16 protein-coding genes and 1 pseudogene are annotated in these 15,809 nt (G+C 51.0%); 11 read left to right on the top strand and 6 right to left on the bottom strand.

The window, feature by feature from the left end; genetic code table 11:
• The first annotated feature begins 280 nt into the window (after nucleotides 1-280).
• The 5 genes from glgB to JFN88_RS23955 all read left to right on the top strand — a co-directional run bounded on the left by glgB (nucleotide 281) and on the right by JFN88_RS23955 (nucleotide 8,111).
• A complete protein-coding gene (glgB, locus tag JFN88_RS23975) occupies nucleotides 281-2,194 on the top strand; it encodes a 1,4-alpha-glucan branching protein GlgB (RefSeq protein ID WP_199021872.1) in 1,914 nt (637 codons plus the stop codon).
• Nucleotides 2,195-2,206: 12 nt separating this feature from the next.
• Entirely contained in the window at nucleotides 2,207-3,367 is a 1,161-nt protein-coding gene (locus JFN88_RS23970; protein ID WP_199021871.1) for a glucose-1-phosphate adenylyltransferase, read from the top strand.
• Nucleotides 3,368-4,483 (top strand): glucose-1-phosphate adenylyltransferase subunit GlgD, encoded by a 1,116-nt coding sequence (gene glgD / locus JFN88_RS23965; protein WP_199021870.1) that lies wholly within the window; start codon nucleotides 3,368-3,370, stop codon nucleotides 4,481-4,483.
• Between the two features lie 6 nt (nucleotides 4,484-4,489).
• Entirely contained in the window at nucleotides 4,490-5,950 is a 1,461-nt protein-coding gene (locus JFN88_RS23960) for a glycogen synthase (RefSeq protein WP_199021869.1), read from the top strand.
• Nucleotides 5,951-6,140: 190 nt separating this feature from the next.
• Nucleotides 6,141-8,111, top strand: coding sequence for a glycoside hydrolase family 15 protein (locus JFN88_RS23955; protein WP_199021868.1), 1,971 nt, complete (start codon nucleotides 6,141-6,143; stop codon nucleotides 8,109-8,111).
• An 85-nt stretch (nucleotides 8,112-8,196) separates the two neighbouring features.
• Here JFN88_RS23955 and JFN88_RS23950 read toward each other — a convergent pair whose 3' ends face one another.
• From JFN88_RS23950 to JFN88_RS23925, 6 genes and pseudogenes are all read right to left on the bottom strand, one after another.
• The gene (locus JFN88_RS23950) at nucleotides 8,197-8,340 is read right to left on the bottom strand and encodes a hypothetical protein (protein WP_199021867.1); all 144 of its coding nucleotides are present in this window, start codon (nucleotides 8,338-8,340) and stop codon (nucleotides 8,197-8,199) included.
• 105 nt (nucleotides 8,341-8,445) lie between these two features.
• Complete coding sequence (locus JFN88_RS23945) at nucleotides 8,446-8,904, bottom strand: spore germination protein GerPE (protein WP_199021866.1); 459 nt, start codon at nucleotides 8,902-8,904, stop codon at nucleotides 8,446-8,448.
• A gap of 4 nt (nucleotides 8,905-8,908) precedes the next feature.
• Nucleotides 8,909-9,130 (bottom strand): spore germination protein GerPD, encoded by a 222-nt coding sequence (locus JFN88_RS23940; protein WP_199021865.1) that lies wholly within the window; start codon nucleotides 9,128-9,130, stop codon nucleotides 8,909-8,911.
• Nucleotides 9,131-9,314: 184 nt separating this feature from the next.
• Nucleotides 9,315-9,926 (bottom strand): annotated as a pseudogene (gene gerPC / locus JFN88_RS23935) (spore germination protein GerPC); the annotation flags it as partial.
• 16 nt (nucleotides 9,927-9,942) lie between these two features.
• On the bottom strand, nucleotides 9,943-10,146 hold the full coding sequence (locus tag JFN88_RS23930) for a spore germination protein GerPB (RefSeq protein ID WP_199021863.1): 204 nt from the start codon (nucleotides 10,144-10,146) through the stop codon (nucleotides 9,943-9,945).
• On the bottom strand, nucleotides 10,143-10,382 hold the full coding sequence (locus tag JFN88_RS23925) for a spore germination protein (RefSeq protein ID WP_199021862.1): 240 nt from the start codon (nucleotides 10,380-10,382) through the stop codon (nucleotides 10,143-10,145). Before JFN88_RS23925 ends, JFN88_RS23930 begins: the two co-directional genes overlap by 4 nt.
• Nucleotides 10,383-10,634: 252 nt before the next feature.
• Here JFN88_RS23925 and JFN88_RS23920 point away from each other — a divergent pair, with 252 nt between their 5' ends.
• The 6 genes from JFN88_RS23920 (at nucleotide 10,635) to JFN88_RS23895 (ending at nucleotide 15,765) form a co-directional block, all read left to right on the top strand.
• Nucleotides 10,635-11,108 carry an Hsp20/alpha crystallin family protein gene (locus JFN88_RS23920; RefSeq protein WP_199021861.1) on the top strand — a complete coding sequence of 158 codons (474 nt, stop codon included), beginning with the start codon at nucleotides 10,635-10,637 and terminating at the stop codon, nucleotides 11,106-11,108.
• 107 nt (nucleotides 11,109-11,215) lie between these two features.
• A complete protein-coding gene (locus tag JFN88_RS23915) occupies nucleotides 11,216-11,416 on the top strand; it encodes a hypothetical protein (protein WP_199021860.1) in 201 nt (66 codons plus the stop codon).
• Between the two features lie 200 nt (nucleotides 11,417-11,616).
• On the top strand, nucleotides 11,617-11,835 hold the full coding sequence (locus tag JFN88_RS23910; protein WP_199021859.1) for a hypothetical protein: 219 nt from the start codon (nucleotides 11,617-11,619) through the stop codon (nucleotides 11,833-11,835).
• Nucleotides 11,836-11,841: 6 nt separating this feature from the next.
• A complete protein-coding gene (yidD, locus tag JFN88_RS23905; RefSeq protein WP_199021858.1) occupies nucleotides 11,842-12,075 on the top strand; it encodes a membrane protein insertion efficiency factor YidD in 234 nt (77 codons plus the stop codon).
• Nucleotides 12,076-12,461: 386 nt separating this feature from the next.
• A complete protein-coding gene (gene metG, locus JFN88_RS23900; protein ID WP_199021857.1) occupies nucleotides 12,462-14,447 on the top strand; it encodes a methionine--tRNA ligase in 1,986 nt (661 codons plus the stop codon).
• Nucleotides 14,448-14,754: 307 nt separating this feature from the next.
• Nucleotides 14,755-15,765 carry a metal ABC transporter solute-binding protein, Zn/Mn family gene (locus JFN88_RS23895; RefSeq protein ID WP_199021856.1) on the top strand — a complete coding sequence of 337 codons (1,011 nt, stop codon included), beginning with the start codon at nucleotides 14,755-14,757 and terminating at the stop codon, nucleotides 15,763-15,765.
• Nucleotides 15,766-15,809 lie beyond the last annotated feature (44 nt).

Here is a 15,809-nt window from a genome sequence, read left to right as displayed (position 1 = left end):
GCAATGATTCTTAACTACTTGTTAACTTTGTGTTAATAAAATTTACATTAATTTAAACTTGCCATGATAAATGTGGATGTAAAGTTCCGCGATTCATAGTATAATTAAGGAAACATCTCTAATATCCTGACTGAATCTTACACCAACCTCACAAATCCGACATCAAGATCCAAAGTCTGCTTTTACATTTCAGGCGGGCTTTGGATCTACACCTCACCACATGCTTTTCCTACTTTACAATTGTTTGATTTTTATTCTGCTCCCGGGGGGTGCCGCCTGGATGATAGATGCGCCGTTGGCCGGATTGTCTATCACGGATTTATATCTTTTTAATGAAGGAAGATTGTACCACAGCTATCATGCGTTCGGGGCGCATATCATGGAATCAGGAGGCAAAAAAGGGGTGCGTTTCGCTGTATGGGCGCCGCAAGCCAGTTCAGTTTCTGTTGTCGGCAGCTTTAACGGGTGGAATGGACGGTCTCATCTGATGGAACCGATCGGCACTACGGGCGTATGGTGGACCTTTGTTGCGGATATCGGCGAGGGTGAGTTGTATAAATACGAGATTGAGACCGCTTCTGGAACTCGTCTGCTCAAGGCGGACCCGTTCGCGTTCTATGCCGAGCGCAGACCGGGAACGGCCTCCATTACAGCCTCCCTCAAGCATCATCAGTGGCAGGATGAAGCCTGGATGCAAGCCAGACAGCAGTATTCGAGCTATAACCAGCCGCTGCTTATCTATGAGGTTCATCCCGGCTCCTGGAGAATCAAGGGGACAGAAGACTTTTATACGTATGATGAGCTGGCAGTCGAACTGGTGGCTTATGCGCAGCATATGGGCTATACCCATATCGAGCTCATGCCGCTTACGGAGCATCCTCTAGACGCTTCATGGGGATATCAGGCTACTGGATATTTTGCGGCGACGAGCCGTTACGGCGAGCCTGCAGGGCTGATGCGGCTGGTGGACCGATGCCATCAGGCCGGATTGGGTGTCATTCTGGATTGGGTGCCGGGGCACTTCTGCAAGGACGCTCACGGCCTGAGAGACTTTGATGGCACTCCGCTGTATGAGGGAGCGGACTGGAGACGGGCCGAGAAGCCGCTTTGGGGAACGCTGGCATTCGACTTTGGCAAGTCGGAAGTGCAAAGCTTCCTGATTTCCAGCGCCATCTTCTGGATGGAGGTGTTTCATCTGGATGGTCTGCGCGTCGATGCGGTAGCGAGCATGATCGACCTTCACTTTGACAAGCCGGAATCGATGCGCACCTTTAACGAACATGGCGGGAAGGATAATATGGCGGCGCTGCAATTTCTAAAAAAGCTCAATGAAGCGGTTTTTCATTATTACCCGACCGCTCTAATGATTGCCGAGGACTCCTCCTCCTGGCCAGCTGTGACTGGACCCTCTTATCTCGGAGGGTTGGGCTTTAATTTCAAATGGAATATGGGCTGGATGAACGATATGCTGCGCTACATGGCGCTGGACCCGGCGGAACGTTGCCATCATCACCAGTTGATTACCTTTTCTTTGATGTACGCCTTCAATGAAAATTTTGTGCTGCCGCTTTCTCATGATGAGGTTGTCCACGGGAAGCGCTCGCTGCTGAACAAAATGTCCGGCGGCTATGAGGAAAGATTTGCCCAGCTCCGGCTGTTTTTCGGTTATTGGATGACGCATCCCGGCAAGAAACTGCTGTTTATGGGCAGCGAATGGGGGCAGTATGACGAATGGAAGGATCGGGAGCAACTGGACTGGATGCTGCTTGATTATGAGTTGCACCGCAGCTTGCATTTGTACTCGCAAGCCTTGAATCGTTTCTACGCCAGTGAGCCTGCATTATGGGAGCTGGACTGCAAGCCGGAGGGCTTTGAGTGGATTGATGCCCATAATGCCGAGCAGGCCGTCATTGCTTTTATCAGGCGGGCTGGAGGGAGCGGACGGTTTGTTGTCGTCTTGTGCAACTTTTCTGAGCGCGCCGTTGAACCATACCGTGTCGGCGTACCTCAAGGGGGGATATACCGAATTATTTTTCGCAGCGATGAGAGCGATCTTGGCCCGCCGTCAGACGGAGGCTATTGCTGCAAGGCTGTTAAATCAGGCTGTCATGGCCGCGAATTTAGCGTCACCCTGCAACTTCCCCCGTTCAGTTTTCTCGTACTGAAGCCTGAGGCGGGGAGCTTACCTCAATAAGGAGTGGTATCGATGGTGCGGAAAGAGATGATCGCAATGCTGCTGGCCGGCGGCGAAGGTAAGAGACTGGGCGTGCTGACCAAGGATTTGGCGAAGCCGGCTGTTCATTTTGGCGGGAAATACCGGATTATTGATTTTACATTAAGCAATTGCGCTCATTCAGGCATTGATACCGTTGGGGTGCTGACCCAGTACCAGCCGCTTGTGCTGAACCAGTATCTGGGCATCGGAAGTCCATGGGGACTGGACCGCAGAGACGGGGGAATGGCGGTGCTGCCGCCATATGTCAAATCCAGAGGCGGAACCTGGTACAAGGGAACGGCGAATGCGATTTATCAGAATATGGGTTTTATTGATCGATATGACCCGGAGTATGTGCTGATCATTTCTGGCGATCATATTTATAAGATGGATTATGAACTGATGCTTCGGCAGCATAAAGCTCAGGGAGCAGATGTGACGATTGCGGTCTTCGAGGTGCCGTGGAAAGATGCAAGCCGGTTTGGCATCATGAATGTGGATGACCAGGACAGGATCATACAGTTTGAGGAAAAGCCCGACGTTCCATCGAGCAATCTAGCTTCTATGGGGGTGTATATCTTCTCTTGGCCGGTGCTTCAACAATATTTGATCCGCGATGAGGCGAGCAAGCGGTCAAGCAATGACTTCGGCAAAGATATCATCCCTGCCATGCTCGCGGACGACATGAAGCTCTATGCTTACGCATTCAACGGATACTGGAAGGATGTCGGGACAATCGAAAGTCTGTGGGAGGCCAATATGGACCTGCTGGAAGAGCACCCGCAGCTTGATTTGTATAACCGGGACTGGCGAATCTATTCGGTCAATCCGAACCGGCCTGCCCATTACGTATCCCCTGACGCAAAAGTTACGGCCTCCCTTGTCTCCGAGGGATGTTTTATCGAAGGTGTCGTCAACAGATCGGTCCTGTTCTACGGCGTGGAGGTCGCTCCGGAAACGATAATTAGCGAATCGGTAATTATGCCCGGAGCGAAAATCGGCAGAGGTGCGAAAATTTTTCGTGCAATTGTAGGAGAAGGAGCACAGATCGGGGACTGTGTAACCATCGGTTCCCCGGACGGAGGCGAGATTACGGTCGTCGCAAGCGATGAATATGTTTCGTCCAATCAAACGCTGATGGGGGTGGAGTAGATGAAGCATGGCCAAATTCTCGGCGTGATCAATCTGATTCATGAGCCGGATGAGCTAGAGGCGCTAACAGCAAGCAGATGTCCGGCTACGGTACCATTTGGTGCCCGCTACCGCCTGATCGATTTCACATTGTCAAGCATGGTGAACTCCGGCATCTCCAAAGTTGCGGTTTTTGCCCATACCAAATACCGTTCCTTAATGGATCACCTAGGTTCAGGAAGGCATTGGGACCTGCACCATCGTCAAAACGGCTTGTTCGTTCTGCCGCCGATTGCCGACGATATGAGCGATTTACGCAAAGGCGATTTGTACCAGTTTTTTCAACATCGGGATTACTTCATGCGTTCACAAGCTGAGTTTGTCGTTATCACTCGCAGTCATATCATCTGCAATATCGATTTCGACCGCGTAGTTAGAGCGCATATTGCAAGCGGGGCCGACATTACAGCGATATGCAACAGAGCGGAGGAAGGGCTGCCGGGCAAGGCGCGCAAGGTCAAAATGGATGAAGACGGCCGTATTGTCGCCATGCAGGACCATTATGGCAGATTAAAAAGTGATCTGATCTGCATGGAAATGTACGTGATGCGGAAGGAACTGCTGCTCGAACTGGTGGAGACGTCGCTGGCCGAAGGCCAGGACCATCTAGTCCGCCACGGGATAATGTCCAGGCTGGATAAATGGAATGTACGAGGTTACCTGTATGAAGGGTATTTGGGCGTGATCAACACAGTCGCCAGTTATTATGCCAACAGCATGAATCTGCTTAATCCCGCGGTATGGCGGGAATTGTTCTTCACTCCGGGTCCGGTCTACACAAAGGTCAAGGATGAGCCGCCTGCTGCCTACATGGAAGGAGCCAAGAGCGTCAACTCGCTGATTGCCAACGGCTGTGTAATTGAAGGGACGGTAATTAACAGCATCATATTCCGGGGAGTCCATGTCAACAAAGGGGCTGTCATTCGCAACAGCATCATTATGCAGAACGGGGAAATCGGCATTGGCAGCATGGTCGATCACGTCATTCTGGATAAGGAAGTGCATATTGAGGCGGGCCGGGATATTCGCGGTGTCTATGACTCTCCGTTCATCGCGGTCAAGCGGAAGGTGATCTGAGCGGGGATGAACATATTATTCGTCGTATCCGAAGCGGTCCCCCTTGTAAAAAGCGGCGGCTTGGGGGAATACGCGGGTTCTTTACCCAAAACGCTGGCGAGTCTGGGGGTGGATGTGAGAGTCATGCTGCCTGCGCATGAAGAAATTGCAGGCGGCTACCGCTGCAAATTTCGGGAAGCCGTCGCCGGAACACTTAAGATGGGGGGCGAACTGCAGCATTGGCGTCTGCTGGAAGCTGATGTGCAAGGGATTCATTATTATCTGCTGGAGAATGCGCATTATTTTGGCAGGAGAGGACTGTACGGTTATGACGACGAGACAGAGCGGTATGTTTTCTATTGTCTGGCTGCGGCGCTGGCCATTCGGGAGCTTGCTTTTCAACCGGATATCATCCACTGCCATGATTGGCAGACGGCGTTGCTCCCTGCGCTGCTGGAACGCGACGCACAGGTCGGAAACTACGCGCACATCCCTTCCATATTGACGATTCATAATATGCATTACCAAGGCAAGGCAGAGAAAGCTCAATTCAGACGATGGCTGGGGCTGCGACCGGGGGAGGAGAAGGGCCTTTTTCTTCCCTTGCAGGAGAATCAGGCTGGCAGCGACAAGGAATGGGTGAGTTGCCTGGAGCTTGGTCTTACAACTGCCAGCCGGGTGACGACGGTTAGTCCATCCTATGCCGACGAGATTGCGGAGGAGCCTTTGGGAGCCGGCTTGTCCCATATTGTGCGCCAGCGTTGGGGCGGGGTGCGCGGCATCTGCAACGGTATTGATACGGTATCCTATGATCCGACGGGAGACCCGGCAGTTCCATACCCTTATGCATCCTGGCGAGGCAAGAGACTGAATAAGGCCGCTCTGCAACGAAGGCTGGGGTTGCGGGAAGACGCTGGCGCGCCTTTGTTTGCTATAGTTTCCCGTTTAGTGTGGCAGAAAGGGCTTGATCTGGTCATTTCACTGCTTGAGCAGTTGGTTGCCCGAGGGATTCAACTTGCAGTGATCGGCGCGGGGGAAGCCTATTATGAGTCCGTCTTGCACAGTGCGGCGACGCAATATCCCGGTTCTCTGTCTGTACATACGACATTTGAGGACAGCTTGGCCCGGCAATTCTATGCGGGCGCGGATTTTCTCTTGATGCCTTCCCTCTATGAGCCTTGCGGCATCAGTCAACGGATTGCCCTGCAATATCGTACGATTCCAATCGTACGGCTTATCGGAGGGCTCAAGGATACAATTGTGCCTTTCGATCCTCTCACCGGGCAGGGCAGCGGCTTTGCTTTTGAAGAATACCACCCGGAAGAGCTTCTGGCCGCGGTTGATCGGGCGCTTCAAACCTATCATGATCGCAACCGGTGGGACGCTCTGCATACTTCCATCGCTGCTTTGGACCTGAGCTGGCAGAGCTCCGCCTCGGCGTACCTTAGTACCTATCTCGAAACGGTTATTTCCAGCCATACAAGTTGAATGAAAGTAACGGAAGTTGTGTAGCCGGAGTGTGAAAGGATTCTGGAGAAGCGTTCGCTTTTGTTCCCGGAACAACAGTGATCGGAAAAACCTTTCACACGGAGGCCCTGTTCGACCCACACCATTACCGCCTGGAGGTTGATCTTGACCCAACTGTCAGGCGGTTGCAAAGAAAGGGGAAACCACAATCATGGCCCGTCATCTTGTAGTCGGTAACGGAAAACTGCTCGTTAATCTGGATCATAACAGCTATATCCGGGATATTTATTTCCCTTATGTCGGACAGTTGAATCATGTTGGAGGACAGCGCTGCCGGCTGGGCATCTGGGCAGAGGGGAGCTTCTCCTGGCTGGATGAACCGCAGTGGGAGTTCAAGCTGAATTATATTGCGGATTCGCTGGTGACCAATGTAACGGCTGTTCATCGCCAACTGGAACTGGAGCTGCAAATCAACGAAGGCATTCACCAGCGGGAATATATTTTCATCAAGCGGGTTGTTGTCCGCAATTTGGCTGGGCATGATCGTGAAATTCGGCTGTTTTTCCATCAGGATTTGATGATTGATGGTACCGAGGTTGGGGATACGGCTGCTTTTTATCCGCAGAACCATACTATGTTTCACTATAAGCGCTCCTCCTACTTTATGTTCAACGGCTGCTCTGATGAGGGGGGAATTTATCAGTATTCTACCGGAATCAAGAGATTCGGCACTGCCGAGGGAACATGGCGGGACGCGGAGGATGGCGTGCTGATGGGCAACGCGATTGCCCAAGGCTCGGTAGACAGCGTCATCAGCCTCCGGGCTATAGCCGGCGCCGGCAGCGAGCAGACTTTCTATTACTGGATGTCGATCGGCAGCAATCTGTCTGAGGTTAAAGAACGGGATCAATATGTGCAAGAGAGCAACCCGGAGAAGCTGCTCAGCCGTATCGTCATTTACTGGAATCACTGGCTGAAGCGAGCCGGGACCGATTTTGGCGATCTTCCGCAGGAAGTTGTGCGGGCCTATAAACAAAGCCTGCTGCTTGTGCGTACGCAAATTGATGAGCGGGGAGCGATTCTGGCTGCCAATGATACGGATATTCTCCAATACAACCGGGATCACTACAGCTATATGTGGCCGCGCGACGGTGCTCTCATAGCTGATGCCATGTCCATGGCAGGCTATCAGAGTGTGATTGCCCCATTTTTTCATTTTTGCGCCGATGCGTTGTCGCCTGAGGGTTACTTGTATCACAAGTACAATCCAGACGGAACGGTAGGTTCAAGCTGGCATCCCTATATCGTCAACGGGGGCGAGCGCATCCCGCTGCAGGAGGATGAGACGGCGCTTGTTCTGTACGCGCTGTGGAAGGACTACATTCGCCATCAAGTCATCGAGCTGCCCCAATCGCTGCACAGCAATCTGGTCCGCAAGGCGGCCCAGTTCCTTGAGGAGTACATGGAGCCGTCACTGGGGTTGCCCAAGCCGAGCTATGATTTGTGGGAGGAACGGTATGGAATCTGGACGTATACGGTGGCTTCCGTATATGGCGGTCTGATGGCTGCTTCCTTCTTTACCGATTTGTTCGGGGACTATGAGCGAAGCGACCGTTATCGAAGCACTGCCGAGAGCGTAAAAGAAGCTATGCTGACACATCTGTGGGACGAGGAGGCGGGACGATTTGCCCGAGGTTTGATCTGGGAGGATGGAAAGTGGACAAAGGACCTGACGTTGGAGAGCAGCCTGTTCGGCATATGGGAATTCGGTGTGTTGCCAGTCAAGGATAGCAGGATTGTCCGCACAATGGAGGCCATTAAGCAGGGGTTGGCTGTTCGCACCGATGTCGGCGGGTTTGCCAGGTATACCAATGATTATTACTTCCAACAATCGGGAGATATTGAGCGGGTCCCTGGAAATCCATGGATTATATGCACATTATGGGTGGCGGCCTTCGAGATTGATTCTGCCGAATCACTGAAGCAACTGGAGGCGCCGCGAAGTACCCTGCAATGGGTGTTGAAGCATGCGCTTCCCAGTGGAGTGCTGCCTGAGCAGTTGAGTCCGCATGACGGATCTCCCTTGTCTGTTGCTCCACTTACCTGGTCGCACGCTACTTATGTACAATGTGTCTGCAAGTATAACCAGAAATACAAGGAGCTTGCCGGTCATCCGTCATAACCGTTTCTCTGTGTTTTTGTAATAGAAAATTCCAGAAAAGGCTGCCACCATCATTGGTGACAGCCTTTTGGTTTGAAAGCCTTTCTTAGTAGAAGCCGCAGCCTTTCAAGATGATGACCAGCAGGATGAAGAGTACGAGGATTGCGCCTGTACTAGTCCACACTCCGCCGACACCAGGGCCGTATCCTACTCCGCCTACTCCGCCTACTCCGCCAACATTATATCCCATTGTAATACCTCCTGATTGGTAGTTGTGATGCTACGATCACATACCCAATATATGTAGAGGGGAGCAGAATGTTATGGACAGCTGTACCCCAATTCAGAAAAGTGGCTATCTTGGAAAAGTATTCACACCGGGTTGAACGGGTCTTAGGCGGGTAAACGGGCTTGCCCCTGCGAATTGCCGGATATGCTTGATGCGGGACTCGGCAGCCACCCGGCAGCCGTTGCCGATTTGGAGCAGCGAGGAGGCGCCTACGCCAAGAGTAGAGATGCAATCTACAGTAATGTATGGGTTATGATTTACGGTATAGCTTTCCACCTGTGAATCATCTGTCTGACTGTGGAAGAAAGGATAGTCGCATAGATCAGGCAGTTTCCGTGAAAAGATCGGATAAGCTTCAAAGTACACCCTGTCTTTTTTGGCATGGTCTGTCTCCCGCTGAACCGCCAGAGCTCGCAGCACAGGCGTATAATCCGAGTGATCCCCGAACTGGACGATGCCGGACAGGGAGACGTTAGTTACGTCTACTTTGCGTACATAAGAAGATCGGGCTCCTATAGTGTTCACCTGCTTATCCTTCCTCTCCCGTGGTTTCTCCTTCTGCTGTGCTTGCTCCATCAGGAGGAGAGAGCGGGACAAGCGGTCCTACAACAACGGATTCCGGGGGCGTATCGAACATAGAGTAAAGGGTTATGCACTCAGTGTCCCCAATCTGGAGCAGAGAGGAACTGGATACGCCAAGAAGTTTGATGCTGCCTACTGAAAGGCAATGATTCACAATATGAACTTTCATTCGGTAAACCTCCTTAATCTGTTGCCTCGAATGGTTGAACGCCGGAATGTTCTGTGACGATGGTGCCGCCTGTCGGCAACGTACTGGTCTCGGCGCCAGGCGCAGCAGCCGATGAAGGGGGCGATGGCAGTCTGGCAATATACTGCCGGATAGCCATATCCACATCCCGGATCGTTTTTTGCGCAATGCTGCCTGCCTGTTGATCCACTGGCGAAGCCGCCTCCTGTTTGGTTGCCGAATTCATATAAAATTGAATGCGCGGAGCCAACTGTTTCCGCATATCTTCAATGATCAGACTGCGGTGATAAGGGTCAAGAGTGACTCCACTTGCTGCAGCCGCCTGATTAATGACATTCGGTGCTGTATGGTCCAGATAATCACTGACTTGCCGGTAAACTTCCTGATATAGGGGAGATGGCGCAAAGGGATTGGAAGGCAATGCCTCCGGGTTGCTGGAGGCATTGCCTTCTTCCTCTCCCTCGGGAGACACGCCGAGACCCTGAGCGCCGGGAACACTAAGCTGATCGATGCTTTGCTGTAGGCTGCCGCCGCCGGGAGGAGCCATCCCGATATTTAAAGTTCCGTCGAGTCGCTGCACCTTCAATTGGTCAAAATGATATTCCAGGCGCTCAATGTTGTAGGTCGGTTTGTCGGCAGTCTGCTTGATCTGGTTCTGCAACGATTGATATTGCTGCTGAAGCTGTGTGACCTGCTGCTGTAACTGCTGCAGCTGCTTCTGTGTATCCTGAGCCCAATTATACCAGCTCTGCCAGGCAGAAGATTGGGGCTGATTCATAAATCCTCACCTCACATTAGGTTGGATTTGGGAGCGGGACGAAAGAAATCGGCGACTCGGCCCCAAGCTCCGGGGCCGGCTCTGTGTAGCCACCAGTATTATAGAGTTGAGACAAGGCGCGAATTGACCCTGAACTGCCCACTTGCAGGATCGAAGAGTTGGAGACATTATCGACTCTCAACTGGTGAATGGTAATATGCTGATACACAGTAAAGGTCATACTGCGCTCACTCCGCCCTCAACCGTGTTGGTGGTGGAGTCCTGGACATCAGGGTCTATTGTATTTGTGGCGCTGACGGCGTTGTTGGCATTGGCCAGACTACCGGTAAGGAATGACCCCGATCCGGCATAGGTTTTGGAGATGCTGGACGGAGTTAACTGCACAGCGTCGCCAAATTGGACAATACCGCTCGAACCTACGCTGACAACATTGACGAAGCCGACAATGGCTGGCATTTAAACCTCTCCTTTGCAATTCAAACTTTGCTGCTGGCAGCCTGTGGTGACTGACTTATTTCCCGCCGGTACGGCTGCCTATGCGATATTGTATGCGGCATCCGCCTAGAGGTTCCAATGAACATCCCTACGGGAGTGTCGGGACTATAGATAGGCGCATAGACTATGAGAAGGCAGCTATGATGCTGGAAAGGGGGATGAGAGATGGCAGACCGGTCAAACCAGGACGATGGCGCCTTTGATTGGGGCCAGATGGAAAAATGGATGGAAGGTTCCGGCTTGCCTAATGCAATGGATCTCATCCGTGAGCCAAAGCTTATCCAAAACTATGTAAATGATATGATCAGCAATGCGGTCCCTGCCTTTGCTCCGTCCTTTTTGCAAAAAAAATCTCAAATTAAAAGTGCCACAAAAAACAGGCCAAAGGGTAAACCGGCAAGCCCTCTTATTAAAAGTCCAAGGACCAAGAGTTTTGAGACTCATCATTTCGTAATTGTAAAATTTGATTTCGTACAGGAAATCAATCCGGAAGAGCTGAGGCTGTTCATTCGTCCGGATAAAGTGAAACTCGAATTTCCGGACGGTCGCCGTGAGGAAATTGTTCTCCCTTCCATTGTTCTTCCTGACAGTTACCGAGCTTTATATAAAGATGGGATTTTACAAGTTAAAATACGTAAACGGTCTTTAAACCGCAGATATAGGGAAGCTTATATCCGTTGGACCTGATGCAGGGTAAGGATAGAGTACAAACATTATTTTTGCGGGGACTGGCAACCGGCGACATATTCCCTTATAATTGCAGATAGTAATCTTACATAAGGGAGTGTTGTCCCGTGTCTCTGGTTGATATCAGCGGCGTCAGCCTGTCCTTGTTTTTAACAGGGGTTGTGTTTATTTTACTTGTGTTCGGGCTGTTAAGCTTTGGTATTCTACGTATGTTTCAATTGCGCTTCAAGGCCGGGTGGTTTTCATTTGCCGGCGCCGTGTTGAGCGGAGTCGCTTTTGCAATTGTACTGAATACCTGGTTTGTGTGAACGTGAAAGACGGTGCGACCTGTTAGCGGGACGCACCGTCTTTTTACAAAATCTGTTATGAAATAGATTATGATGCTTGCAAGCCGATTGAAAACGGTGCGAAAGCGGAGTAAAGTGGTTTATAATAAGCGTAGTCTGACAAACTGGCCAAGTCTAGTATGCGAAGGCTGCGGATTTGAACAAAAAAAGGAGTTTGGCCCATGCAGTTGGTATGGTTTATGATCAATATTTTTTTTGTAGGCTCTTTGATCGTCATGCTGTTTGTCCAGCGTTCCTTCACAGATGCGCGACAGCAGGGAGGCGCGCCCGAACGCATACAGCGGCTAAACATGCTGCGAAAGACCATGTTTGCGTTAACCATTTTGTTATTCGTTGCGATGTCCGCCAGCTTTTTGGCAAATATGAGATTGAACGGGTGATCGGATATGCGCAGATTAATCCAGCTTCCTATACATGCCTATCGCAAGTATGTATCGCCTCTTAAGCCTCCGTCCTGCCGTTTCTACCCGAGTTGCTCGGCATATGCGCTTGAAGCGCTTGAAAAGCATGGATCGCTCAAAGGCACCTGGCTGGCCACCCGCAGAATCTGCAAATGCCATCCGTTTCATCCCGGGGGATTTGATCCGGTGCCGGAGCCAGGAGGCGGGGAGCGGGCTTGACATCGAGGGGGATAATCCGGTATATTTTGACTATTATCACATAACTGCATATTCGTCCAATGAACGGATGAGTACAAAATTACGACGCATTTCAGAGAGCCGGGGCAGCTGGGAACCGGTATGCGGACATTTTGGAAGATGGTCCCGGAGGACCCGGGTTTGAGCCGTATGATTGATGCGGTGAGGGCTTGGCGCGTGGTCGGCGATAGTGACTTTGCCGTGTTGCAGCGGCATCAAGAGCCTTTGCTCTGCCATAAAGCGGGCGGCAGGAAGGAATTTGGGTGGTACCGCGTGAGCTACAAGCTTTCGTCCCATGGGGACGGGGGCTTTTTTTATTTGCAGGTGTTAGCATGCAGGGAAATGAAAAGATTCAGGAGGGATCAGACATGTCAGAGAAAGAGAAGACGTTTTATATCACGACGCCGATTTATTATCCGAGCGACAAGTTGCATATTGGACACGCCTATACAACGGTAGCCGGGGATGCTATGGCCCGCTACAAGCGTTTGCGCGGTTATCATGTATGGTACTTGACGGGTACGGACGAGCACGGTCAAAAGATCGAGCGCAAGGCTCAGGAAAAAAATCAGACTCCGCAGCAGTTCGTTGACCAGATTGTCGTAGGTATTCAGGAGCTGTGGAAGAAGCTTGATATCTCCAATGACGACTTCATTCGCACGACTGAGCCGCGCCATAAGCTGGGCGTTGAAAAAATCTTCAAGCGGCTGCTGGATCAAGGCGATATTTACAAAGGAGAATATGAAGGCTGGTATTGCACGCCTTGTGAATCATTCTTCCTTGAGCGGCAACTGGTGGACGGTCACTGCCCGGATTGCGGGCGGCAGGTAGAATTAGTCAAGGAAGAGAGCTATTTCTTCAGAATGAGCAAATATGCGGACCGTCTTATTGCCCATTATGAGGAAAATGCCGATTTCATACAGCCGGAGTCCCGGAAGAATGAAATGATCAACAATTTCATTAAGCCAGGCCTGGAGGATTTGGCGGTGTCCCGTACGACATTCGACTGGGGAGTTAAGGTGCCTGGAGATCCGAAGCATGTCGTCTATGTATGGATCGATGCGCTGTCCAACTACATTACGGCGCTTGGTTACGGTTCTGACGATGAATCCCAATACCAAACCTTCTGGCCAGCGGATGTTCACCTGGTCGGAAAAGAAATCGTGCGTTTCCATACCATCTACTGGCCAATCATGCTGATGGCGCTTGATCTGCCATTGCCGAAAAAAGTATTTGCTCATGGCTGGCTGTTGATGAAGGACGGCAAAATGTCCAAGTCCAAGGGCAATGTAGTAGATCCAGTATTTCTGATTGACCGTTACGGACTTGACTCGCTTCGCTATTACCTGCTGCGCGAGGTGCCGTTTGGCGCTGACGGTACTTTCACGCCGGAAAACTTTGTTGAGCGGATCAATTTCGATCTCGCCAATGACCTTGGAAATCTGCTGAATCGTACCGTTGCCATGATTGACAAGTATTTCGACGGTGTCATTCCGGTCTATGCCGGGCAGGTAACGCCGTTTGATGAGGCTCTGGAAAATCTGGCAGAGGCGACGGTTCAGGCTGTTGAGGACACAATGGAGAAAATGGAATTCTCCGTTGCGCTCAGTTCGATCTGGCAGCTCGTCAGCCGCACCAATAAATATATTGATGAGACCCAGCCATGGGTGCTTGCCAAGTCTGAGGACAAGCAAAGGGAACTGGCGTCCGCCATGTATCATCTGGCAGAATCATTGCGTATTGTCGCTATCCTGCTTCAACCGTTCCTGACCAATGCTCCGCATGCGATCTGGACGCAGCTTGGCATCCAACAGGGCGACTTGACCAGCTGGGATAGCACCAAAAACTTCGGGCAGCTCCTGGAAGGAACACGAGTAGTCAAAGGCGATCCGATCTTCCCGCGCCTTGAGGTAGCCGACGAGGTAACCTTTATCGCTGCCTCGATGGCGGCAACCGCTCCGGTTGCAACTCCATCGGGAGAAGCGGCGCCTGCCGAAGGAGAACAGACGATTGCGGAGGTAGAGCGTCTGCCGGAGATCGGCATCGATGAGTTCGCCAAGGTGGAACTGAGAGTTGCGCAAGTCTTGTCCGCCGAGCCAGTGAAGAAGGCGGATAAGTTGCTCAAGTTGCAACTCGATCTGGGCTTTGAGCAACGTCAAGTTGTTTCGGGTATCGCCAAGCATTACAAGCCGGAAGAACTCGTTGGACGCAAGCTGATCTGTGTGACGAATCTTAAGCCGGTCAAGCTGCGTGGCGAACTATCCCAGGGCATGATTCTTGCTGCCTCCCATGGCGACCAGTTGACACTCGCTTCTGTTCCCGACCATATGCCGAACGGCGCTATTGTTAAATAAGGCCAGTTTCCAAAGGCGAAAGCTGCCTCTTTACAATTGTTCTTGAGCCACGAATTCCAACCGTTCTTTGATAAAAATGGAAGTGTCAGCTCCCATCTAATCAAGGAACGGTTTCTTTTATTCAAAAACGGCTCCAAATTGCTTAAAATCCCCATCGAACATGCCAGTAGCTGCATAACGGTCTGGTTGAATAGATGCGCTTCATTTCGGGCAATAAAGCCGCATCCCGTTTGACACAGCCGCTGCTTGCCTATATAATTTTCACGTAATAGTTACGATTATGTTTGCAATAGATAGGAGCATTACAATGACACGAAGCTTTGGAAAATTTAAACGAATACTTGAAAAACGTCATTTTACGATTATCATAACCGTGTTTTTCCTGCTGCTTCTTTCTGCATGTGAAAATACCGCTTCTCGGGCTGCGGAGGACGGCAAAGCGGCGAATGGCAGAATCAGCGTTGTGACAAGTTTTTATCCGATATATTATTTGGCCGGAGAAATTGGCGGCGAGCATGCCAACGTGATTAATCTCATTCCTGCCGGCGTTGAGCCTCATGATTGGAGCCCGAAGAGCAGGGAATTGAATGAAGCGTCGAAAGCCAGCCTGTTTTTGTACAATGGCGCCGGGTTGGAAGGCTGGGTTGACGGTTTTCTGAAAGGACTTGGCAAGGATAAGAGTGTAAAGGCCGTACAGGTCAGTACGGGTATCTCACTGATTGAAGCAGACGGCAGCGAACATGAGCACGTTGATGATCAAGCAGAGGCGGGAGAGCATCTTGATCATGATGCTCCAACGGTTGACCCGCATACATGGGTAAGTCCCAAATCAGCGCTGGTGATGGCAGACAATATTAAAAATGCGCTTATTGAGGCTGCTCCGTCTTATACAACCGACTATGAGGCAAACTATGAACGGCTGAAAAAGAAGCTTGTCGAGCTGGATAACAAATTTCAAACAGAGCTTGGAAAAACGTCCCTTAAGGACATTGTCGTGTCCCATCAGGCCTTCGGGTATTTGGTTCGGGACTATAGCTTAAATCAAGTTGCTATTATGGGCTTGTCTCCAGATGCCGAGCCGCGGGCCCAGGATCTGCTGCGGATATCCAAATTCGTGAAGGATAATGGAGTACGCTATATTTTCTTTGAAGAACTGGTCACCAGCACGCTTGCAGATACACTGGCCAGAGAAGCGAACGTTGAGACACTTGTGCTGAACCCGATTGAAGGGCTGACACCGAAGCAAGAGCAGGCGGGGGAAAATTTTATTACCCTGATGGAGGCGAATTTGCAAAACCTTGTGAAGGCTTTGCAATAGGTATGGAATTTCTACTGCTCAGACGAAAATAGACTAATTACATG

The organism is Paenibacillus roseus (assembly GCF_016424485.1).
In the GTDB taxonomy this organism is placed as follows: Bacteria; Bacillota; Bacilli; order Paenibacillales; family Paenibacillaceae; genus Paenibacillus_D; species Paenibacillus_D roseus.
The sequence above is the reverse complement of the archived record's forward strand: the minus strand, read 5'-3'. Positions and strand labels throughout refer to the sequence as shown.